This is a genomic window from Streptomyces sp. NPDC050806, assembly GCF_055586425.1.
Map to the genome: position 1 here is coordinate 416,265 of NZ_JBVJIF010000004.1, position 21,336 is coordinate 437,600.

A 21,336-nucleotide genomic window follows, 5' to 3' on the forward strand; every position below is an offset into this window, starting at 1 on the left:
CGTTGGATCGTCTGGCAGGAGCGGACCGGGAAGCCGGCCCCGTTGTCGTGGCGCCCGCGGTGCTGCCCCCGTCGCTGCGCGCGTGGCTCGGAACGATCGCGGCCCTCGCCGCACTGGCCGCCGTGGTGCTCGGGGTCCTGTACGCAGGACACAGCGCGCCCGGCGGGGTGGACGGGTGGATCGTCCGGCCGACGGCGGACAGTGTGCGGCCGCCGTGGCGGTACGCCGCTCTGGCCACGGACTTCCTGGGGGAGCCCGCCGGAGCGGCGACGCTGGTCGTGGCCGTCGGGGCGGCCTGCCTGCTGCTCGGGCGCCTTCGCGCGGCGGTGCTCGTCGTTGCCGGGGCCGGCCTCACCGTGGGGACGACGACGCTGGTCAAGCCCCTGGTGGGACGCACCATCCACGGCGCCGACAACCTGTCCTATCCGAGCGGGCACACTGCCTTCCTCACCGCGCTCGCCCTTGTCGTGGCGCTGCTCGCGGCCGGCCGGCTCGGCCTCGGCAGGGCGGCCGGCGCGTCACTCGTGCTCGCCGCGGCACTGGTTGCCGGCGCCGCGATGGGGTGGGCCCAGGTCGCCCTGGGCGCGCACTACCCCACCGACGCCCTCGGCGGCTGGTGCACCGCGCTGGCGGTGATACCGGCGACCGCGTGGCTGGTCGACCGGGTGGCCGCCCGGAGGGCCGAGCGGTTTGTCGGTGGGACGGCCCACGCCGGTCGGCGGGAGCGTCACTGACGCCGCGTCACGCCAACCGGCGTCACGCCACGACCTGCCCCGCCCGCCCCGTCACACCAAGCGGCGGAAGACGGGCTTCACCGGTCGCCCGGCCAGCCAGGGTGTGGGGTCGGCTGCGTCCAGCGCCTTTCGGTACACCGCGCAGGCCTGGGCCACCACGTCGATGGTGTGGTCGATGTCGGCTTCGTCGAGCGCGCTGCTCACCACGAACGACGGGGCCAGTACTCCGCCTGCGAGGAGCCGGCGCAGGAACAGCGTGCGGTACTGCTGCGACGGCTGCCGGTGCTCGTCGAGGGTGGCGAAGACCAGGTTGCTGGCCCGGCCCCGGACGACGACGTGGTCGCCGACGCCCATGCTCGCCGCGACGTGGCGGACACCGGCCGCCAGCCGCTCGCCGAGGGCGTGCAGCCGCGCGGTGACGCCTTCCTCCACGTAGATGGTCTGCACGGCCATCGCTGCTGCCAGGGAGTGCGTCTCCGCGCCGTGCGTGGTGGAGAGAAGGAACACGCGGTCGGCGGAGTGCCGCAGCCCGCCCCGCTCCATCAGTTCACGGCGCCCGGCCAGTGCGGCGACGGCGAATCCGTTGCCCAGCGCCTTGCCGAACGTGGAGAGGTCGGGGGCCACGCCGTACAGGCCCTGGGCGCCGGCCTCGGACCAGCGGAAGCCCGTGATCATCTCGTCGAAGATCAGCACGCAGCCGTACCGGTCGGCCAGCTCGCGCAGGCCCGCGAGGTACCCGGGCGGGGGCTCGGTATGGGTGGCGGGTTCGAGGATCAGGCAGGCGATCTCACCGGCGTACCGGGTGAGCAGTTCCTCCGTTGCGGTCAGGTCCCCGTACGGGAACGCCACCGTGAGGTCGGTGGTCGGCGCCGGAATGCCGGCGGACATCGGTGTGGTGCCGATGAACCAGTCGTCGGTCGAGAAGAAGGGGTGGTCGCCGCAGAGCGCCACCCGCGCGCGGCCGGTGACGGCGCGGGCGAGGCGCACCGCGGCGGTGGTGGCGTCGGAGCCGTTCTTCGCGAACTTCACCATCTCGGCGGTCGGGACGGTGGCAAGGAAGCGTTCCGCGGCCTCGACCTCCACGATGGACGGGCGGACGAAGTTGCTGCCGCGATCGAGTTCGCGGCGTACCGCCTCCGTCACGCGCGGGTGGGCGTGGCCGAGGCTGACCGACCGCAGGCCGGACCCGTACTCGATGTAGCGGTTCCCGTCGATGTCCCACACGTGGGCGCCGCGGCCGTGGCTGATGACCGGGGCGAGGTTCTCGGGGTACTGGTCGTCGCCCTTGGCGTAGGTGTGCGCGCCGCCGGGGATCAGGGCGTGCAGCCGCTCGTTGGCTGCCTGAGACCGGGGCAGGAGGAACTCTTCGGTGTCCACGGTGACTTCAGCTCTCCTTCTGCTTCAGGGCCTCGGCGAGGCTCGGTGCCTCCCGGTCCCGCTGGGACATCGAAGTGACCGGCAGCGGCCACGAGATGGCGAGATCAGGGTCGTCGAAGGCGATGGTGACGTCCTCGGCCGGGTCGTGCGGGCGGTCGATCCGGTATGAGGTGTCGGCGGTTTCGGTGAGCGCCTGGAAGCCGTGCGCGCAGCCCGCCGGGATGTACAGGGTCGCCTGCGTCTCGCCGGACAGCTCGAAGGAGGCCACATTGCGGTAGGTCGGCGAGTCGGGCCGCAGGTCGACGACGACGTCGAAGATCCGCCCGTACGAGCACCGCACGAGTTTCGCCTCGCCCGCGCCGGAACGCAGGTGCAGGCCGCGCAGTACGCCCCGGACCGAGCGGGAGACGCTGTCCTGGACGAAGGCGTACGGGTCGAGGCCCACCGAGCGGATCACGTCGGCGTCGAAGGTGCGGCAGAAGAAGCCGCGCTCGTCGGCGTACGGCGTCGGCTCGAAGAGGTACGCGCCGGCGATTGCCGGGACTTCGGTCGCCTTCATGGAGTCTCCCGCGGAGCGTGGGCGTTGGTGTGGGCGTTGGCGTTGGTGTGGGGGTGGGCGGTCGCCGGGAACACGGCCTTTGTCAGGGCGGTGAACTGGTCCTCAAGGCACTGAGCAGCGGCCAGGTTCCGCTCGGCGAGGGTCTGCCGCAGTTCCGCCGATCGCTTCTCCAGCGCACGGAACTGTCCGAGCAGTCGGTCGGCGTCGACCTCGCGGGCCGGGTGGCAGTACTCAGCAAGGCCCATCCGGTCCATGAGCGCGTCGCTCTTCGCCGCATAGCTGAGCGCGAGCACCGGGGTGCCGGTCTTCAGCGCGCAGATCAGGTTGTGGTACCGGGCCGCCACCACGGTGTCGGCAGCCGCCATCTCCTTCATCAGGTCGGCCAGTGAGGCCGGCTCGGCAGCGGTGACCAGCGGCGTGTCCACCGCGTCGAGGATCGCGGCGACCACCGACGCATCGCACTCGTCGCCGGTGAGCAGCCGGACCGGCCTGCCCTCCTCGACCAGCGCGCGGACGAACCGGATCGTCCCGTCGAGGTAGCGCCGGTATATCTCCTCGGCCCGGGCACGGTCGTCGTTGCCGCCGTGGAAGTCCATGACGCCGACGCAGACCAGGCCCGGCGTCGCGCTCGCCAGTGGCGTGGGCAGGGCGAACGCGAGGTCCGGGTAGACCTCGTCGTGTGCGGTGTCCACGCCCATCGCGCGCATCGCGTCGCGGGACAGGCCGTCGCGGTACGAGCGGTAGGTGGCCAGCCGTGCCGACCAGCGCACCAGGGCGCGGGTCGGCCGCTCGGAGATCGCGTCCGCGCCGACGCTGACCAGCGCGACCCGGGTGCCGAACAGCCGGCCGGATGCGCAGAGCAGGAACAGGGAGTACGGGAAGCCCCACGGCCGCAGCGGCAGCGTGGCCTCCAGGACGCCCATGCCCGGCACGATCACCACGTCGTGCCGGCGCACCCAGGCGGCGGTGCGGAAGACGTCGACGAGTTTGCCCAGGCCCTTCGCCGCGATCGCGGCCGCACGCGACGCGGTCCGGTACTCGCCGCGGTTCCAGTGCAGCCGCGTCGCGGGGATCCCGTACCGGCTCGTCACGGCCTCGGGTCCGCCGCACAGCGCGTCCACGACCGCCTCGGGATGCCGGGCGCGGAGGTATCCGAGTACGGCTTCGAGCGATCCGTCGTTGCCGAGGTTGCCGGAGCCGAGCAGGCCGAACACCCCTACGCGTACGGGGGACTTTCCCGGGGGCGTCATGCCTGCCTTCCCTCGCGGCCGGCGACGAGCGCGTCGACGGAGACGCTGAGCAGCGCCGGATCGACCGGAGCCCGGTCCTCGACCCGCTCGCCCGCGCCGCCCGGCCGGGCCCTGCTGGTCAGCCACGCGGCCAGATGGCGGCGGCATGCGCGCCGGTCGGCGGCGGACAACGGCGCCCGCCGGATCGCCGAGGCGAAGCCCCAGATGTACTCGGCGAGCAGCCGGGGTGTCGGGTGCAGCGGGCCGGCCCGGCGCGGATCCAGGTTGACGCACCGGGAGCGCTTGGACGGGTTCGCCCGCTCGGCGCGGGTGGGGTGGTCGCGGCGGAAGTACAGCAGCTCCGGCACCTGGTGGAAGGACCCGTGCAGGGTGATCTCGGCGACGAACGTGCGGTCCGCGTGGTGGTAGCTGTCCATCGGCTTCACCCGGCGCAGCACATCGGCCCGCATCACCCCGTAGAAGTCGTCACCACCCGGCTCGAACAGCAGGCTGCGGAACCTCTCGGGCGGTCGCGGCGAGTCGGTGGCGAGCCCGTACTCGTAGGGGACCTTCACCCGGCCGTCGCCGTCGATGACTGCCTGGCCGGTGTGTGCGAGGATCACGTCAGGGCGCTCGTCCAGCGCCTCCACGCAGCGCCGCAGCAAGTCCCGGCCGTAGAGGTCGTCGTGCGAGGCCCACTTGAACAGCTCGCCGCGGGACTCGGCGAACACACGGTTGTGGTTGGGCGTGGCGCCGATGTTCCGGGGCAGCCTGAGGTACCGGATGCGTGAGTCCCGCGCGGCGTACTCACGGCAGATGTCCTGGGTGCCGTCGGTCGAGGCGTTGTCGGAGACGACCAGTTCGAAGTCCTCGTAGGTCTGGCCGAGCAGCGCGTCGAGGGACTCGGCCAGGTACTCCTCGCCGTTGTACACGGGCAGGCCGATGCTCAGCCTGGGTCGGGCGGTCATGAGGTCCTCACTTCGGGGAGGGGGTTGTGGTGGTGCTCGCGCAGGGCGGACCGCAGTTGCAGCCACCACACGGCCGAGCCGCTGACGGTCGCGGCGGCGACGCCCCAGGCCGAGCCGACCGTGCCGGCCACGACCGCCCCGCCGAGCCCGCCGCCGACGTAACAGGCGGAGGCGAACAGCTGGCAGCGCAGGCTGCGCCGGGCCGCGCCGAGCGCGCGCAGCCCGGCCGCGGCGCCGGTGCCGAGGCCGGCACCCGCGACGCCGAGCGTGATCGGCACGATGAGCTGTGCGGCGGAGTGCCAGACGTCGCCGAGCACGAGTGCGCCGAGCCGGTCCGGCATCAGCAGCAGCGCCCCGCCCCAGAGCAGCGCGGCGGCGGCCTGCCCGCCGCCCAGCAGCAGGCAGAACCTGCCGAGGCGGTGCGGGGCCTGCCGCAGTACCCGTGCCGCCTCCGGGACGGTGACCAGCGACAGCCCCATCAGCACGGCGAGGAAGGGGCCGAGCAGCAGCTCGGCGCCCCGCACCGCACCCACGGCGCCGACCCCGACGATCGCGCCGAGCCCGTACGCGCGCAGCTGGCTCGCGCCGCTGAGGCTGACGTTCTCGACCAGGTACCGGTAGCCGAGATCGCGCTGTTCGCGAAGCCACCCGCGCGCTCCGGACATCCGGGGCCGGATGCCGGACTGGAGGCAGCCGTACGCGGCGGCCACCGCGGCGGACGCGCCCCAGGCGAGCACGAAGGCGGCCACGCTGCCCACGCGGGCCGCCACGACCATGGCCGGGACGAGCGCGGCGCCCCACACCAGGTCGTTGACGAACGCCTTCCGCCCGGTGCCCGCGGCGAAGAACGCGAACCGCCAGGCGTCCTGGAGCAGCAGCCCCGGCAGTACGACGCCGAGGCAGGCGAACGCGGACCCCACGCTGCCGCCGAGAGCGGAGCCGGCCACCAGGCACGCCCCGCCGATGGCGGCACCGGCGCCGAGCGCGGTACCCGACGACCGGGCCACCGCCCGGCGCCAGGACGCGTCCGGCACGCCGCTGAAGCGCACCACGAGCGGGTCGGTGGCCAGCCCGCGGGAGACGTTGAGCACCACGCCGTAGGTCACCCAGGCGAGGCTGAAGACGCCGAACGCGGTCACCCCCAGCGAGCGGGCCACGTAGATGCCGACCACGAAGTTGGACATGCTGGAGGCCGCCTGGTCGGCCAGTCCCCAGGACAGCCGGCCGACGAGGGCCCGTTTGGCGGACCCGGCCGGTGGCGCCGCCGGCTGCGGGTTCTCCCCCTCGGTGGTCATCGGCGTCATGCCTTGATCAGCCCCGCGCCGTGCAGGGCGCCGGCCGCGTCGGCGACGGTGTCGAACGGCAGCCCGGACCGCTCGGCGACGTCCAGCAGACTGTGTTCGCCGTCGGAGAGGTTGAGTACCCAGAGCATGGCCAGCTGGGCCCGCTTGGTGTCGCTGCGGCCGCCCAGCGCGTCGTACAACCCGCGCCGGCCCAGCTGGGGTTCGCCGTAGGGGCTGAGGTTGAGGTACCGCCGGTTGCGGTCGAGGACGGCGCATGCCTCGCGGCAGACGGCGAGCGTGTCCGCCATCGCCTCCGGGGACACAAAGTCCGGGTTGTCCGCCGACGTGTGGTACTCGGGGTAGCTCGCGTACGGGGTCCGGGTGAGGGAGCCCACGCCGAGATCGAAACCGGGCGAGCAGTACTGCCGCTCGTCGTAGCCGTACGGGGTGAACTCGGCGACGCGGTGCGGCCGTTCGGATGTGGCCAGCACATGTCGCAGCACCCGGTCGATCTCCGCGTCGCCGCGCCTGCTCTGCTTGTACGTGAGCCGGCCCCGGTCGCCGGCGCAGGCCAGCACGAGCCCGTGCTTGACCCGGTCGATCCGCTCCGCGTTGCGGGCCAGCCAGGTGATCGCCCCGATGGTGCCGGGCGCGAAGATGAACCGGTAGGTGTAGTACGGCGCCGTCTCCGCCAGCGCGCGGGCCAGGAACACCGCCACCGCGATGCCTGCCAGGTTGTCGTTGGCCAGCGACGGGTGGCAGACGTGGCAGGAGACGATCACCTCGTCGGGGACCTGCCCTGGAACCACGTGCTCGGCGTAGGTGAGGTGGCCGTCCGCGAGTGTGGAGTCGATGCGCACCTCGTACTCGCCGTCCGGCATCGCGCCCAGGGTCTCCTGGGCCAGGCAGAACCCCCATTCCGGCTGGTAGTAGCTGGTGCGGTACGGCACCCAGGCCGGGTGGTCGGGAAGGGTGTGCAGGTGGTCGCGGAGCTCGGCCAGTGGCATGGTCCGCGACACCGGCACGCTGTAGCCGAGCACGTGAAGGCTGGACGCGGCGAAGTCGACGACCCGGTTGCCGGAGGCGTCGGCGATGTACGCGTCCCGGATGTTCCACTCCTGCGGCACCGTCCAGTCGAGCACCTGCGTCCCGGTCGGCACCTCGTGCACCTGCAACGGGATGTGTTCGTTGACGATGTCCAAGGTGGCGCGTACACCGTCGCCGGTGATGCTCCGGCAGAGCGGGTACAGCCGCTCCACGAGTGCATGCATCTCCTCCCCTGCAGCGCTCATCGGCGCCACCGCAGGGTGTCGTCGACGGAGCCGGCGTCGGAGGCCGCGCGCAGTACGGCGAGGCGGGTGAAGCGCCGCTCGAAGTCCTCGCGGGTCAGACCGTGTTTCCGATAGGCGTCGGCGAGTTCCAGCGCCCCCTGCTGCACCGTCCACTCGCAGTCGAAGCCGGGGATCGCCGTACGGAACCGGGAGAAGTCCACCCGGTAGGAGCGCGGATCGGCACCGTTCTCGCCGGTGATCACCACCTTCGCGCCGGACACCGCCTCGGCGACCTGCTCGGCGATCTCGGCGACCGTGACGTTGTTGATCTCGCTGCCGATGTTGAAAGCCCGGTCGTGCACCGCTTCGCGCGGCGCGGTCAGCGCGGCCGTGAAGGCCCGTGCGATGTCGGCGGCGTGCACCAGCGGGCGCCAGGGGGTGCCGTCGGAGAGCACCAGCACCTCGCCGGACAGGAGCGCGTGGCCCACCAGGTTGTTCAGCACGATGTCGGCACGCAGCCGGGGCGAGAAGCCGAAAGCGGTGGCGTTGCGCATGAACACCGGGCTGAAGTCACCGTCGGCCAGCGCGTGCAGGTCGTCCTCCACCCGCACCTTGGACTCCGCGTACGGCGTCACCGGGCGCAGCGGGGCGTCCTCGCCCACCAGACCGGCGCCGCCGGCGGCGCCGTAGACCGAGCAGGTGGACGCGTACAGGAAGCGCCCCACCCCGGCGTCGCGAGCCAGCCGGGCAAGGCGTACGGACGCGTGGTGGTTGATGTCGTAGGTGAGCTCCGGCGCCACCGAGCCCAGCGGGTCGTTGGACAGCGCGGCCAGGTGGATCACGGCGTCCACGCCTGCCACGTGGTCGGCCCTGATGTCACGCAGGTCCACCCGGTGTCCCTGCGGGTCCGCGGGCGTCGGGCCGAGGACGCAGTCGGCGAACAGGCCGGCGTCGAGGCCGACGACTTCGTGCCCGGCGGCCGTGAGGACCGGGGCCATCACGGTGCCCAGGTAGCCCTGGTGTCCGGTGAGCAGTACGCGCAAGGTTCAGTCCCCCAGGTTGAAGGTGCCCGAAGTGAGGGCGCCCAGATCGAGCGTGAGTTTGGTGACGGCGAACGCCTCGGCGTATCGCTCGTGGCATTCGATGCCGCGGATCCGCGCGAGGCCGAGGAATGCCTCCCGGTCGTACCAGGGCCGGTGCCGCTGCGAGGGGTAGTGCTCCTGCAGCAGTCGCACCTTCTGTTCGGCGATCTCCGGCGACAGCGGCTGGTACGCGGCCATCCGGCCGAGGTCGCCGTCCCACTTGACGATCTCGTAGCCGAGCACGAGGTGGTCGCGGAACGCGGTGGGTATCAGCCGCGCCAGGCCGCGGTGGTCCTGGTGCGCGTCGTCGGTGCGCGGGGCCAGGATCAGATCCGGGTCGGTCTGCCCGCGCAGTTCCTCGACCGCGGTCTTGGCCTCGTCCCAGTGCGCCTGCTGCCGGCCGTCCGGCAGCTTGAGCACCGTCAGTCGCAGGTCGGCACCCGGGCAGAAGGCGGCGAGCGCGGCCTGCTCCTCCTGCTCCCGCTCGCTGCCGCCGCCGGAGAGCACCAGTGCGTCGACGCGGATACCGGGCCGCGCGTGACACAACGTCAGCAGCGTGCCGCCGGCGCCGATGGCGATGTCGTCGCAGTGCGCGCCCACCGCGACGATCCGGTCCGGGCGCCCGGCCCCGAGCCGGATCACGCGCTCACCCCGGCGTTGTCCCGCTCCCACACGGCCCACGGCCGGTCGCCCCTGGCGTACGCGGCGTCGAGCGCGGCCTTCTCCTTCACGGTGTCGGTCGGCTTCCAGAAGCCGCGGTGCTGGTGCGCCACCAACCGTCCGCGCTTGGCCAGTTGGGCGCACCCGTCAGCGACCAGGTCGCCGTTCTCCGGTATGTGGTCGAAGACCTCCTGGCGGAGCACGAAGTAGCCGCCGTTCTCCCACAGCGGCAGTTCGCTCACCGCGGTGATGCCTCCCACCAGGCCGTCCTCGCCCAGGTCCACGCAGTGGAACGAGGACTGTGGCGGCACGACCATCATCGACGCACCGGCGTCGCGCCGGGCGAACCGGTCGATCATCTCCGGCAGCGGCGCGTCGGTGAGTACGTCGGCGTAGTTGGCGAGGAACATCTCGTCGCCGTCCAGGTGGTGCCGCACCCGGCGCAGCCGCTCCCCTATCGGTGACTCGATGCCGGTCTGCGCGAACGTGATCGTCCAGTCCGAGATGTCGGTGGACAGCAGCTCGGTCCGGCCGCCTCTCAGCACGAAGTCGTTGGACGTCGTCTCCTCGTAGTTGAGGAAGAAGTCCTTGATGTGGTGGGCCCCGTATCCGAGGCACAGGATGAACTCGGTGTGCCCGAAGTGCGCGTAGTAGCGCATGACGTGCCAGATCAGCGGTCGCGGGCCGACCATCGCCATCGGCTTGGGCACGTCGTCGGAGGCGCCGTTGCGCATCCGCATCCCGTAACCGCCGCAGAACAGTACGACCTTCATGGCTTTACCTCGACAACGCTCGGCTCGACAACGCTCAGTTCAGGGATGGGAAAGACAAGGCGGCCGCCCCACTCGTGCACGTACGAGAGTTGCTCGACCAGTTCGGCCCGCAGGTTCCACGGCAGGACCAGGACGTAGTCCGGCTTGTCGGCGGCTATCCGCTCGGGCGGCAGGATCGGGATGCGGGTGCCCGGGGTGTACCTGCCGTGCTTGTAGGGGTTGCGGTCGACCGTGTACGCGATCAGGTCGGGGCGGATGCCGCAGTGGTTGAGCAGGGTGTTGCCCTTGCCCGGGGCGCCGTAGCCGACGACCGTCTCGCCGCGTTCGGCCGCCTCGATGAGGAACTTGAGGAGGTCGCGGCGCACCTTGGCCACCCGGGCGGAGAACTCGGTGTACCCGGACAGTTCCTGGAGGCCGGCGGCCTTCTCCCGGGCCAGCACGTCCGCCACCCGTTGTGTCGGCTCCCCCGCCACCTCGGCCGGCCGGGCCCACAGCCGGATGGAACCGCCGTGCGTGGGCAGCAACTCGACGTCCACGAGCGCGAGTCCGCCGCTCGCGAGGGCTCGGATCGCGGACGCGACGGTGTAGTACTGGAAGTGCTCGTGGTAGATCGTGTCGTACTGGTTCTCCTCGATCAGGGTCAGCAGGTGCTGCACCTCGATGGAGACCCAGCCGTCGTCGGCGACCAGGGCGCGCAGTCCCTGGGTGAACCCGACGACGTCGGGGATGTGCGCGTACACGTTGTTGGCCACGACCAGATCCGCCGGGCCGTGCTCGGTGCGGACGGCCGAGCCGGTTTCCGGGCTCAGGAACTCCGTGAGCGTGGGTACGCCCGCGTCCCGCGCCGCCGCGCCGACGTTCACCGACGGCTCGATGCCCAGGCAGCGGATCCCCCGGTCCACCACATGCTTCAGCAGGTACCCGTCGTTGCTCGCGACCTCGACCACGAATGCGTCGGGGCCGAGGCCCACCCGCTGTACGGCGTCGTCGACGAAGGTGCGCGCGTGCTCCACCCAGGAGGTCGAGTAGGAGGAGAAGTACGCGTACTCCGTGAACGTCTCCTCCGGCTTGATCAGCGGCGGGATCTGCGCGAGCCAGCAGTCGGTGCAGACCCGCAGGTGCAGCGGGTAATTGGGCTCCGCCGTGTCCAGTTGGTCCGCGGCGAGAAAGCTCTCGCATGGTGGCGTCGCACCGAGATCGACGACGCTCGCCGGCGCCGCCGAGCCGCAGAGTCGGCATCGTGTCATTTACTGCCCCCCATTGTTTCCGTCCGACCCGCGATCGCGGTGCGGTACTCATCCACCAGGCGCTCCAGCCCGACGGCCGGGCTGAAGCCCTGTTCGTAGCGGCGCCGGGCCGCCTGTCCCATATCCCGGTTGCGGGCCGGTCCGGCCGCGATCCGGCGGATGCGGGACGCGAGCGAGGCGGGGTCGCCCGGCCGGTGCAGCAGCCCGGTCACCCCGTCCTCGACGAGTTCGACGAAGGCGCCGTGGCCGGCGGCGACGACCGGCACCCCGGCCGCCATCGCCTCCACGACCACCAGGCCGAACGCCTCCAGCCACGTCGAGGGAGCCACCACGGCGACCGACCGGGCGATGGCCTGCCGGCACTCCGCCGAGTCGTACAGGCCGACGTACCGCACGTCGTCCCGGCCGGCGGCCCAGGCGGTCACCTCCCCCTCCAGCGGCCCCGTGCCGGCGATCACGAGCGGCACACCCACACCGCCGGCCGCGGCGAGCTCGTCCCACGCGGCCATGAGCAGCCGTACGCCCTTGGCCTCGGCGAGCCGGCCGAGGTAGAGCACGTGCTCGCCGGCGCCCGCCCGGCGGGCTTCCGGGTCGGGCACGAAGTTGTGCTTCACCGCAAGGCGCTCGGGCGGCATGCCGGCCCGCACCAGGACGTCGCGCTGCGCGGCGGAGATGCAGAGGAACCGCGCCACGCCGGACCACCAGCGCCGCCGGTTGACCGACAGGCTGACCGCGAGCGGCACCGTTGCCAGCCGGGAGCCGCGGTAACAGCCGTGCCGGACCGCCGGCAGCGGCGAAGCGCCGACGCACTCGGTGCACGGCCGGCCGTCCCGTTGCAGCGTGCCGGGCGGGCAGATCTGGGTGTAGTTGTGCAGCGTGGCGACGGCGGGCACACCGGCGTCGGCGCAGGCGGCCAGGACCGCGGGCGACAGGAGCGGGAAGACGTTGTGGACGTGGACGACGTCGGGGCGCTCGGTGCGCAGCCGGGTCGCGAGTTCCGCGCGTACTGCCGGGTTCCACGGCACGAGGAACGGCAGCGCGGCCTTGCCCGGCAGGGACCGGGCGGCGATGTCGTCGCTGCGCCGCTCGAACAACTCGACCCGATGGCCGGCCGCGCGCAGCAGCGCCACCTCCTGGTCGACGACCTTGTTCTCCCCGCTCGGCTGCGCCGAGGCGTAGCGGTTGTGCACCACGAGGACGTGCATGCTCAGATCACCTCCGATCTCTGGGCCCGTCGCGGGATGCGTCGTCGAGGGCCTTCGGGCATGGCGAGGGGGCCGGCCGCGGCAGGTGCCGCCAGCAGTGAGGCGGCTACGGCCAGATGCAACAGATACGGCGAGGCGTCGCCGAGCCCCGCCTCGGTGTACGAAGCGATCGCGCAGTAGCTGATCAGGAAGATCGCGCAGGCCCTCGACAGCGACGGTGGCCGCAGCAGCGCGACGCCACCCAGCACGATGATCACCGCCGCCACCAGGGCGACGCCGGTCAGTCCCTGTTCCTGGTAGACGGCCAGCCAGCTGTTGTCGATCGGCAGCCCGCCGAAGGACTTGTCGCCCAGGCCCACTCCGAACAGCTGCTCCACGGTCGACCGGGGCGCTGCGAGCAGGGCGTCCCAGACCTTGGCCCGGCCGGTGAGGTTGGAGAAGTTCTCCTGACTCTGTCCGCGCAGGAACCACGCCTGGAGCGCGGAGCTGAACGCCACCGCGGCCACCACGGCGCACAGCACCGCCCAGGTGAAGAACCGGCGCGCCGCGGCGCTGGTCAGGAGGAGCGAGCCGATCGCCAGCGCCAGCCCGATGAGCAGGCCGACCGTGGCGGTCCGGGTATGGGTCAGCGCGAGCAGGACGAGTGACGGCACGATGACCACCGCCGCGCCGGCCCTGTCGGTCCGGCGGCCCAGTACGAGCAGCACCGTGAGCCCGATGATCACCGCGGCGTACTGGCCGATCTGCGGCGGTGTGAGCGGCCACAGCGCGCCGACCAGGCGTCCGCCGTAGAGCTCGGGCAGGGCCGCGCCCGGTGCGACGAGCAGCCCCGCGGCCACCGACCCGAGTACCGCGAAGTACATCCGGATGTGGTGTCGGACGAACGTCGGGCCGCCGTCCCACCAGCGGCTGAGCAGCCACAGTGTGCCGACGAAGAGAGCCAGCCTGGCACACCGGAACAGCGCGCCGAATCCGGCCTCCAGGTGCGCGCTGGAGAGCACGCTCGTCACCAGCAGCAGGGTGAGCAGGCTCAAGTAGGAGCTCGCTCGGATCCGCAGCCGGGGGTTGAGTGCGAGCGCCAGCGAGAACGCGACGGCCAGCGCGCCCATGGTGACCAGCTGGATGAGGGAGCGGGGAATCGGGACGATGGTCTCCGCCCCGGCCGAGCCGAGTGTGTTGAGGACCAGCAGCCCCCAGATGATCCCGACGGTCTTCGGTGTGCCCACGGAGTCCCGGCCCATCTCAACCACCGGCCCGTGGCTCGAAGGTGCTGCCCGCGTCCTGCTGGTACGGCGTGCTCTGCCACTGCCCGGCGTCGAGTATCCGGCTCGGGTCGTGGGCGACGAACTTCCATGGTCCGAGGTAGACGTTGTCGTGCCAGCGGTTGTGCTGCTTTTCGGTGATCGCCTCGGCCACCCGCTCGCCCTGGTACGGCGACCAGTCCGGGTAGGTGCCGTAGTTGGCCAGCACCGCCATGCGGTCGCACTTCACCGTGCACTTGACGACGGACTTGTCGAGCACGAAGCGGTTGCCGTGGATGTCCACCCGCTGGGTCTTCCACCGGCAGTCGGCATAGAGCGGTGCGGTGGCGATGGCGGGCTTCGCGCAGCGGCCGGTGTCCCGCACCAGCAGTGTGCAGTCTCCGGAGGAGGTGTTGGCCGGGCTGTTGCAGAACCGGTCGGCGTTCTCCCACAGGGTGATCCCGGACCAGTTGTTCTCCAGCACGTTCCGATAGATCTCGATCTTGTCGGTGCGGGCCCGGACCCGTGGTTCGCCGCCGGACTCCGACAGATAGACGGTCGCGAACGGGAAGCTGTCGCCGCGGTCGGCCGCCCTGCGGCCCTCGACCCAGTTGTTCCGCCGGATCGTATTGTTCCGGATGACCGCGTTGTAGCTGGTCTCGTAGATCAGCGCGGCACCCTCGTTGGCCTCCAGCACGTTGTTCTCGATACGGAAGTCGTTGTTGTTGGTGTCCGCCCACAAGCCGGTGCCGCGGTTGTCGTGCACCCAGTTGCCGCGCACATCAGCACCGTTGACGGCCCAGAACTTGATGCCCCCGGTACAGCCGCAGCCCCTCCGCCGCCGCTCCCAGTCGCCGGTGTTGTTGCCCACGACCTCGTTGCCCTCGACCACCAGGTCGCTGATCCGGTCGCCGGACTTGTATGCGTTCATGCCGTACTGGCCGTTGCCGCGCAGGCAGCTGGCGCGGACCCGCTGGCGGGCACCGGCCATCAGCCCGGCGCCGGAGTTGTGCTGGATCGTCGCGTGCTCGATCGTCCAGCCGTCGGCCGAGTCATGGTTGACCACGCCCTCGTTCTGCGGCGCGACGAAACCCTGCACGGTCAGGTAGCGGATGATGACGTCGCGGGCGGTGCCGCCGAACGCGTACTGGTTCTTCTTGCGGCCGTCGAGCACCGCACCCGGCGCACCGAGGTAGCGGTCCCCCTTCTTGGGGATGACCTGGGCGTAGCGGTCCGGGTCGAGCCGGTGCTCGCCCGGCCGAAGCCAGAACGTGGTGCCGGGCGGACTGCTCCTGGTCTTCGCGGCAAGGTCGCCGACCACCGCCGGGTCGACCGGCACCGCGCCCGCCGGTGCCTTCGCCGGCCCGGTCGCCGGCTCGGCGCACACCCGGGCCACGGGCGTGGCCGGCGTCCCGGACGTGGATGGCGCACCGGCCGCCTTCGCCGGGGCGTCCGGCGTACTCGTACAGCCGGTGGCCACCAGCAGGGCCAGCGTGAGCGGTGCCGCCGCCCACGCCCGGTGCCGTCTCTTGCTCCCCACGTGCCCCCCTAGCCGCGGAACCTGAGCACGGTGGTGAACTCCCCCGACAGCGCACTGTCGGGGGCGGAGCCAACGCCGTCACCGGCACCGGTGCCGATCAGCGTCGTGGTGGGTTCCTTGCGCCCGAAGCCGGCGGAGTACCAGCCCAGCATGGGGTATCCCCTGGTCGAAGAGTGTGGGGAAGGGCCGGTCTCGCCGCGATGCGCCCGCCAGGACAGCTGCGCGGGCAGATCGAGCACCGCGGAGCGGTCCTCGCCGTCCCGGGTCCAGGTGAGCACTGCCCGGTTGCCGGTCAGGTCCGCGATGATCTCAGGGCCGAGGTGGAAGGCGAGGCGCACCTCGGCCCGGTGCGGACCGCGCACCTCGTCCACCACCCGCAGCTCCTGGCTCTCGGCCGTCAGCTCCACCCGGCGGCGGTGCACAGCGGGCCCGTAGCCGTCGTGCTCAGCGCACCAGCGGGCCGTGCTCCCACCGGACGTGTCCACGTCCAGGACCCGGCTGCGGGCATGCCGGGTCCACAGGAACGGGCCGCCGGACACGGACTGATCGGCGCCGTCCAGCTGCAGGGTGTTGTGGCCGAGGGTCGACCGGAAGTACTGCCGCCACTCGGGCTGCCCGTGGTAGCAGTACGTCCCGGGGTCGGCGAGCACGTCGACCCCGTCGTGCCGGACCTCCACGGACAGCGCGTCCGCGTGGGCATGTGCGGCGATGGACAGGAAGCCGTGCGGACCGCCGTCGCAGCGGCACCAGATCTCGCCCGTCTCCCCCGGACCGCGCAGGATGGTGAGCCCCGCGTCGGCGAAGTGGGCCGGTCGGCCCGCCGGGCGAGTCACGGCCGGTGCGCCGGGCTTGATGAGGGCGGCGAGGAGCGAAGTGCGTACGTCGGTGCCGGTCACCGCCGGCCACCAGGCGAGACGGCCGAACACGGCGTCCCCGGTGGCCAGCAGCGAGGCCCAGCGGTCGGTGCCCGCGCCGTCCACGACCAGACCGTGCCCGTCGTCCGCGTCCCCCTGGCGCGGCGGCCGCAGCCGGCTGTCCACGACGGCGGCGAGCGCGTCGGTCATCCGCAGCAGCACCGGCCGGACCGTCGCGGGGACCGGCACGCCCGCGGCATCCGCCTCGGCCACCGCGGCCAGACCGAGCTCCAGCACAAGCCCGTGGTACTCGGTGGCCAGCTCGCGGTTGAGGCCGGAGAGGAAGGTGTTGCCGCGCAGGTGCCGCTCCAGCGACCGCAGCGCGCCGGCCCGCCAGCGCGCCGAGGAGGGGAACCACCCGAACGCGCAGGAAGCGGCGAACTGCCCGGCGGCCTCGGCGATGACGTGGTTGTTCGCCGAGGAACCCCGGCTGGGGAAGGCGGCCAGCCAGCGCTGGTGGTGCCAGATCTGGTTCAGCGCCACCGGGTTGTCCTCGAACAGCCCGGCCGCTCCCGGCCAGCCGTCGAGCAGCCGGCGGATCCACACCCAGGACAGCAGCCGGATGCCCAGCTCGATGCCGCTGATCCAGTGCACGCCCCGCAGCGGTGGATTGGCCGCCCACCACGACCGCAGGTGCTCGGCCACGCGCTCGGCGTACCGCTCGTCCCCGGTGAGCGCGTAGGCGGCGGCGAGCACGGTGAGGTACTGGTGCCGGGACGGCTCCCAGATCTGCTTGATGTCCCCGACCGCGTCCTCGTTCCGGTACGGCACGTCGAAGGCGTAGCCCGACGGAGCCCGGCGCCCGGTCTTCGGATCGCACCACCAGTCCGGGTCGACCAGGTCGTCGCGGACCACACCGAAGTACTCGGCGTGCCCGGCCATCAGCCGGTCCGCCTCGGCGAGGAGACGCTTCGCGGCGTCCGGTGGCACCGCGGCCGTCGTCCCGGCGGGCAGGACCGCGGTGAACCGGGCGCCGGTCACCCTCGGGCAAGCGGGGGGCGACGCCCGCCACCGCCGCCTGCGCACCGCGTCGACCGCCCGGCCGCCGACCTCCCGCGGCCCCATCCGGGAAAGGCGGCGTAAGTACCAGCCCGCGCTCATGGTCATCGCGTCCGCCCCAACGTCACCGGCGCACCGCAGGCCAGACCGGTCTCCACGGCGAGGGTGGCCGCGGTCGTGGCGACCAGCGACTCCAGCGGCACCGGCATCGGCCCGCCGGTCCGCACGGCCTTGATGAACGCGGCCAGCTCGGCGTTCTGGCCCTTGTCCCGGGCCTTGGGCAGCCGGGAGCTGACCCACCGCTTGCGCCCGACCGCGCCGTCCGAATACAACGAGGCGCGGACGAAGTCGTCGAGCCGCAGCACCTTGCCGTCCGCGACCAGGTCCAGCGTCTCCTTGGGGAAGCCGGGCGCGCCGGTGGTGACATAGCTGAGGGTGGCGGTGGACCCGTCCGGGTAGCGCAGCACGACCTGCAGGTCCTCGTTGCCGGAGGGGGCGACCGCGTACACGGAGACCGGGTCGGCATCGAGCAGCCAGCTGGCCGTGTCGATGAAGTGTCCGCCCTCCCCGGCGAACCGCGTGCCCTCGGTGCCCTGCTGGAGGTACCAGCTGCCGTGCTGCAGCCGGCCCGCGTTGACCAGGTAGCGCAGGCTCGCCGGGCCGGACCGGGCGCCGAAACGCTCCTTGGCCTCCTGCAGCAGCGGGGCGAACCGGCGGTTGAAGCCCACCTGCAGCCGGTCGTTGCCGGACTCCTCCACCGCCGCGAGTACGCCGGACAGCTCGTCCTCGGTGAGGGCCAGGGGCTTCTCCACGAATACCGACTTGCCGGCCAGCAACGCCTTGCGGGTCAGGTCGGCGTGCGAGCTGTGCCGGGTGACGACGAACACCGCGTCGATGGTCTTGTCGTCCAGCACGGCGTCGAGGTCGGTGGTCGCATGGGCGAAGCCGAACTTCCGCTGCGCGTTGGCCGCGGAGAGCGCCGTCGTGGTGACGACGGTCCACAGCGCGACGCCGTCGCGCTGTGCGAGGTGCGGCAGCAGCATCGACGTCGCGTAGTTTCCCGCGCCGACGAAGGCCAGCCGCAGCGGTGCCTTGGCGGCCCGGGCCGGACTCCGCTGCACGTTCACCGCGGGCACTGTCACCGTCGGGGTGCCCGCCGCCTTCGCTTCCTTCTCCTGTCCGGGGTACCGGAAGAGGACGGCCACGGCCTTCAACTCGCCGTCCTTCAGGCGCTGGTACGTCTCGACGGCGTCGTCGAAGTCGGCGATGTGGGAGATCAAGGGCTCGACGTCGACGTGACCGCGGGCGACGAGATCGAGGAAGCACGCCAGGTTGCGCCGCTCGGTCCAGCGCACATAGCCGATCGGGTAGTCCCGCCCTTCGAGCTCGTACTCCGGGTCGTAGCGACCGGGGCCGTACGAGCGGGAGAACCGGACGTCGAGCTCCTTCTCGTAGTACGCGTTCCACGGCAGGTCGAGCCGGCACTTGCCGATGTCGACGACCCGGCCGCGGTCCCGGCAGAGCCGGGCGGCCAGCTCGACAGGCTGGTTGCTGCCGCCGCCGGCGGCCAGATACACCTGGTCCACACCGTGGCCGCCGGTGAGCTCGGCGACGGCGGTCTCCACAGCAGCGGACGCGGGATCGCCGCAGGCCGCGGCGCCGAGCCGCTCGGCGAGCCCGCAGCGCACCGGGTCCGGGTCGGCCCCGACGACGCGGACTCCGGAGGCGGCGAGGAGCTGCACCACCAGCTGCCCGATCAGCCCGAGGCCGATGACCAGGGCCACTTCGCCGAGCTGCGGCTCGCCTTGGCGGACGCCCTGCAGTGCGATCGACCCGACGGTGCCGAAGGCCGCGTGCCGTGGCGCGAGGCCGTCCGGCACCGGGGTGAAGAGGTTCTTCGGTACCCAGTTCAGCTCGGCGTGCAGCGCGTGCTCGTTGCCGGCGCAGGCCACCAGGTCGCCGACCTTCACCTCGTCGATCCCGGCGCCGACCTGCTCGACCACCCCGCACAGCGAGTAGCCCAGCGGCGTGTAGGAGTCCAGCTTGCCCATCACCTTGCGGTAGGTGGCGGGCACCCCGTTGGTGGCCACGCTCTGCATGACCTTGGCCACCTGGTCGGGGCGGGAGCGGGCCTTGCCCAGCATCGACATGCCGGCCTCGGACACCTTCATCAGCTCGGTCCCGGTGGATATCAGCGAGTAGGCGCTGCGGACCAGCACACCGCCCGCCTTGCACCCCGGCACCGGCACGTCGAGCACCGTCAGCTCGCCGCTCTTGTAGTTCTGCACAACCTGTTTCACCCGAACTCCTCTGAATTCCTAAGCCGTTGACCGAATGCTCTGACCGGACCCAGAGGTCGCGTCGCGATACCAGTACTCAAGGGTCAGTACGTGCCACAGATGCTTGGAGAAGTCCCGCTGTCCGGCGGCGTCCTCGGCGGCCATGCGCGCCAGTGCGTCACGGCGCAGGAATCCGGACCGTACGAGCTCTCCGTCGTTGACCACCTCGCGCACCAGCGGTGCCAGGTCCCGGCTCATCCAGGCCCGCAGCGGGGCGCTGAACAGGCCCTTGGGCCGGTACACGATCTCCCGGGGCAGGATCGAGGTGGCCGCCTCCTTGAGGACGGCCTTGCCCTGCCGCCCGACGATCTTGCGGTCGCCGGGCACGGCGAACGCCGCGCTGACCACCTCGACGTCCACGTACGGCACTCGTACCTCGGTCGAAGCGGCCATGCTCGACCGGTCCGTGTACGTGAGGTTCAGCCCCGGCAGGAACATCCGGGCGTCGCCGAGGCACATGCGGTTGACGAAGTCGTCGAGGTCGTTGTCCCGGTAGCTGTCCGCATGCTCGGTCAGCACGTCGTCGACCGTCCCGGCCAGGTCCGGGTCGACCAGGGCAAGCAGTTCGTCCTGGTCGTACATGGTGTAGCTGCGCCGGAACGCGGTCTCCTCCGGCAGCTCGGCGAAGGAGAGGAAGCGCTTCGCGAAGCGCACCGACCGGTACCCGCGGCGGGACGTGGCGACCGGCAGCCGGTCCACGACCCCGGACACACCGCGCCGCAGGGGGCGCGGGACGCGCTGGTAGCGCAGCGCGAGCAGGTTGGCCAGGTGCTTGCGGTACCCGGCGAACAGCTCGTCGGCGCCCATCCCCGAGAGCATCACCTTGACGCCGGCCTCCCGCGCTGCCGAGCAGATCAGGTACGTGTTGATCGCGGCGGGGTCACCGATCGGCTCGTCCAGGTGGTACGTCATCCGCGGCAGCAGGTCGAGCACGTTCGGGGCGATCTCGATCTCGTGCAGGTCGACGCCGAACCGCTCGGCCACCTGCCGGGCATAACGCAGGTCGTCCGGCATCGCCTCGAACTTGGCGTCCTCGGCGCGGAATCCGATCGTGTAGGCGGAGATCCCGGGCCGGTGGCGGGCCGCCAGTGCGGTCAGCCAGCTGGAGTCGAGACCGCCGGAGAGGAAGGTCGCCACGGGTACGTCGGAGAGCAGGTGGCGCCGCGTCGACTCCTCGACGACGGCGGCGAGGTCCGGCTGCTCGCCGCTGCGGGCCCGCTCCTGCCCCTCGGCGGCGACGTCCTTCAGGTTCCAGTACCGGCCGCGCTCCACCCGGCCGTCGGGCCGGCACCGCAGCCAGCTCCCCGGCGGCAGCTTCTCCGCTTCGCGGAACGCGCAGCGCGAGTCCGGCACCCAGTAGTACAGCAGCGAGGCCACCAGCGCCGCATGGTCCACCTCCAGCGACCCGCCGGTGGCGGCGGCCAGCGCCTTGAGCTCGGAGGCGAACACCAGCCCCTCGCCACGCCGCAGCAGGAACAGCGGCTTGATGCCCAACTGGTCGCGTACGAGCACGAGTTCACCGGTGCGTTCGTCGAAGACGCCGAACGCGAACATGCCGCGCAGCCGGGGCAGGCAGTCCGTGCCCCAGCGCCGCCAGGCCTCCAGCAGCACTTCGGTGTCGGAGGTGCCGCGGAAGCGCACCCCGGCGGCCGCCAGTTCGGCACGCAGCTCGGGCGCGTTGTACAGCTCGCCGTTGTACGTCAGGGCGAGGCCGTCCGAGACCATCGGCTGGGCGCCGGTCCCGGACAGGTCGATGATGGCGAGCCGGCGGTGCCCGAGGTGCACTTCGCCGTCACCGGCGGAGTGGCTGTACCGGCCCGCGCCGTCCGGGCCGCGGTGGGCGAGGGTGTCGGTGAGCCGGTCGGTCACGACCTTGCCGTCCGGCCATCGGTACGTACCTGCGATGCCACACATG

The 21,336-nt window shown here is 72.0% G+C and carries 17 protein-coding genes; 1 reads left to right on the top strand and 16 read right to left on the bottom strand.

Annotation, left to right across the window (positions count from 1 at the left end; translation table 11 throughout):
• Nucleotides 1-2: 2 nt before the first annotated feature.
• A complete protein-coding gene (locus ACZ6WH_RS14690; RefSeq protein ID WP_469728539.1) occupies nt 3-734 on the top strand; it encodes a phosphatase PAP2 family protein in 732 nt (243 codons plus the stop codon).
• Between the two features lie 51 nt (nt 735-785).
• On the opposite strand, the gene ACZ6WH_RS14695 is transcribed toward ACZ6WH_RS14690, so the two are convergent.
• The 16 genes from ACZ6WH_RS14695 to asnB are packed head-to-tail and all read right to left on the bottom strand — an operon-like array spanning nt 786 to nt 21,335.
• Nucleotides 786-2,111: a glutamate-1-semialdehyde 2,1-aminomutase gene (locus ACZ6WH_RS14695; protein WP_469728541.1), complete on the bottom strand. Its 1,326-nt coding sequence runs from the start codon at nt 2,109-2,111 to the stop codon at nt 786-788.
• A gap of 7 nt (nt 2,112-2,118) precedes the next feature.
• Nucleotides 2,119-2,670, bottom strand: a complete 552-nt coding sequence (rfbC, locus tag ACZ6WH_RS14700) for a dTDP-4-dehydrorhamnose 3,5-epimerase (protein ID WP_469728543.1) — start codon at nt 2,668-2,670, stop codon at nt 2,119-2,121.
• The gene (locus ACZ6WH_RS14705; protein WP_469728544.1) at nt 2,667-3,920 is read right to left on the bottom strand and encodes a polysaccharide pyruvyl transferase family protein; all 1,254 of its coding nucleotides are present in this window, start codon (nt 3,918-3,920) and stop codon (nt 2,667-2,669) included. The genes rfbC and ACZ6WH_RS14705 overlap by 4 nt, the downstream gene beginning before the upstream one ends.
• Nucleotides 3,917-4,867, bottom strand: a complete 951-nt coding sequence (locus ACZ6WH_RS14710) for a glycosyltransferase family 2 protein (RefSeq protein WP_469728546.1) — start codon at nt 4,865-4,867, stop codon at nt 3,917-3,919. Before ACZ6WH_RS14710 ends, ACZ6WH_RS14705 begins: the two co-directional genes overlap by 4 nt.
• The gene (locus ACZ6WH_RS14715; protein WP_469728959.1) at nt 4,864-6,162 is read right to left on the bottom strand and encodes a hypothetical protein; all 1,299 of its coding nucleotides are present in this window, start codon (nt 6,160-6,162) and stop codon (nt 4,864-4,866) included. The genes ACZ6WH_RS14710 and ACZ6WH_RS14715 overlap by 4 nt, the downstream gene beginning before the upstream one ends.
• Before the next feature lie 5 nt (nt 6,163-6,167).
• Nucleotides 6,168-7,442 carry a DUF4910 domain-containing protein gene (locus ACZ6WH_RS14720; RefSeq protein ID WP_469728548.1) on the bottom strand — a complete coding sequence of 425 codons (1,275 nt, stop codon included), beginning with the start codon at nt 7,440-7,442 and terminating at the stop codon, nt 6,168-6,170.
• Nucleotides 7,439-8,464, bottom strand: coding sequence for an NAD-dependent epimerase/dehydratase family protein (locus ACZ6WH_RS14725; RefSeq protein WP_469728550.1), 1,026 nt, complete (start codon nt 8,462-8,464; stop codon nt 7,439-7,441). Before ACZ6WH_RS14725 ends, ACZ6WH_RS14720 begins: the two co-directional genes overlap by 4 nt.
• Nucleotides 8,465-8,467: 3 nt before the next feature.
• Complete coding sequence (locus tag ACZ6WH_RS14730; RefSeq protein WP_469728552.1) at nt 8,468-9,145, bottom strand: PIG-L deacetylase family protein; 678 nt, start codon at nt 9,143-9,145, stop codon at nt 8,468-8,470.
• Nucleotides 9,142-9,936, bottom strand: a complete 795-nt coding sequence (locus ACZ6WH_RS14735; RefSeq protein ID WP_432861285.1) for a sugar phosphate nucleotidyltransferase — start codon at nt 9,934-9,936, stop codon at nt 9,142-9,144. Before ACZ6WH_RS14735 ends, ACZ6WH_RS14730 begins: the two co-directional genes overlap by 4 nt.
• Entirely contained in the window at nt 9,933-11,183 is a 1,251-nt protein-coding gene (locus ACZ6WH_RS14740; protein ID WP_469728554.1) for a class I SAM-dependent methyltransferase, read from the bottom strand. Before ACZ6WH_RS14740 ends, ACZ6WH_RS14735 begins: the two co-directional genes overlap by 4 nt.
• Nucleotides 11,180-12,388, bottom strand: coding sequence for a glycosyltransferase (locus ACZ6WH_RS14745; RefSeq protein WP_469728556.1), 1,209 nt, complete (start codon nt 12,386-12,388; stop codon nt 11,180-11,182). Before ACZ6WH_RS14745 ends, ACZ6WH_RS14740 begins: the two co-directional genes overlap by 4 nt.
• A 2-nt stretch (nt 12,389-12,390) precedes the next feature.
• On the bottom strand, nt 12,391-13,629 hold the full coding sequence (locus ACZ6WH_RS14750) for an O-antigen ligase domain-containing protein (RefSeq protein ID WP_469728558.1): 1,239 nt from the start codon (nt 13,627-13,629) through the stop codon (nt 12,391-12,393).
• A 1-nt stretch (nt 13,630) separates the two neighbouring features.
• Nucleotides 13,631-15,169: a right-handed parallel beta-helix repeat-containing protein gene (locus ACZ6WH_RS14755; protein ID WP_469728559.1), complete on the bottom strand. Its 1,539-nt coding sequence runs from the start codon at nt 15,167-15,169 to the stop codon at nt 13,631-13,633.
• Nucleotides 15,170-15,177: 8 nt separating this feature from the next.
• Nucleotides 15,178-17,190: a heparinase II/III family protein gene (locus tag ACZ6WH_RS14760; RefSeq protein WP_469728560.1), complete on the bottom strand. Its 2,013-nt coding sequence runs from the start codon at nt 17,188-17,190 to the stop codon at nt 15,178-15,180.
• Complete coding sequence (locus tag ACZ6WH_RS14765) at nt 17,187-19,382, bottom strand: bi-domain-containing oxidoreductase (RefSeq protein ID WP_469728562.1); 2,196 nt, start codon at nt 19,380-19,382, stop codon at nt 17,187-17,189. Before ACZ6WH_RS14765 ends, ACZ6WH_RS14760 begins: the two co-directional genes overlap by 4 nt.
• Nucleotides 19,383-19,400: 18 nt before the next feature.
• Nucleotides 19,401-21,335: an asparagine synthase (glutamine-hydrolyzing) gene (gene asnB / locus ACZ6WH_RS14770; protein WP_469728563.1), complete on the bottom strand. Its 1,935-nt coding sequence runs from the start codon at nt 21,333-21,335 to the stop codon at nt 19,401-19,403.
• Between the last annotated feature and the right edge of the window lies 1 nt (nt 21,336).

What these genes read in the sequence shown, in the direction of transcription:
- ACZ6WH_RS14750 (WP_469728558.1), bottom strand. Translation starts at nt 13,629, where the DNA reads ATGGGCCGGGACTCCGTGGGCACACCGAAGACCGTCGGGATCATCTGG.
- ACZ6WH_RS14760 (WP_469728560.1), bottom strand. Translation starts at nt 17,190, where the DNA reads ATGACCATGAGCGCGGGCTGGTACTTACGCCGCCTTTCCCGGATGGGG.
- ACZ6WH_RS14745 (WP_469728556.1), bottom strand. Translation starts at nt 12,388, where the DNA reads ATGCACGTCCTCGTGGTGCACAACCGCTACGCCTCGGCGCAGCCGAGC.
- asnB (WP_469728563.1), bottom strand. Translation starts at nt 21,335, where the DNA reads ATGTGTGGCATCGCAGGTACGTACCGATGGCCGGACGGCAAGGTCGTG.
- ACZ6WH_RS14715 (WP_469728959.1), bottom strand. Translation starts at nt 6,162, where the DNA reads ATGACCACCGAGGGGGAGAACCCGCAGCCGGCGGCGCCACCGGCCGGG.
- ACZ6WH_RS14710 (WP_469728546.1), bottom strand. Translation starts at nt 4,867, where the DNA reads ATGACCGCCCGACCCAGGCTGAGCATCGGCCTGCCCGTGTACAACGGC.
- ACZ6WH_RS14740 (WP_469728554.1), bottom strand. Translation starts at nt 11,183, where the DNA reads ATGACACGATGCCGACTCTGCGGCTCGGCGGCGCCGGCGAGCGTCGTC.
- ACZ6WH_RS14705 (WP_469728544.1), bottom strand. Translation starts at nt 3,920, where the DNA reads ATGACGCCCCCGGGAAAGTCCCCCGTACGCGTAGGGGTGTTCGGCCTG.
- ACZ6WH_RS14720 (WP_469728548.1), bottom strand. Translation starts at nt 7,442, where the DNA reads ATGAGCGCTGCAGGGGAGGAGATGCATGCACTCGTGGAGCGGCTGTAC.
- rfbC (WP_469728543.1), bottom strand. Translation starts at nt 2,670, where the DNA reads ATGAAGGCGACCGAAGTCCCGGCAATCGCCGGCGCGTACCTCTTCGAG.
- ACZ6WH_RS14735 (WP_432861285.1), bottom strand. Translation starts at nt 9,936, where the DNA reads ATGAAGGTCGTACTGTTCTGCGGCGGTTACGGGATGCGGATGCGCAAC.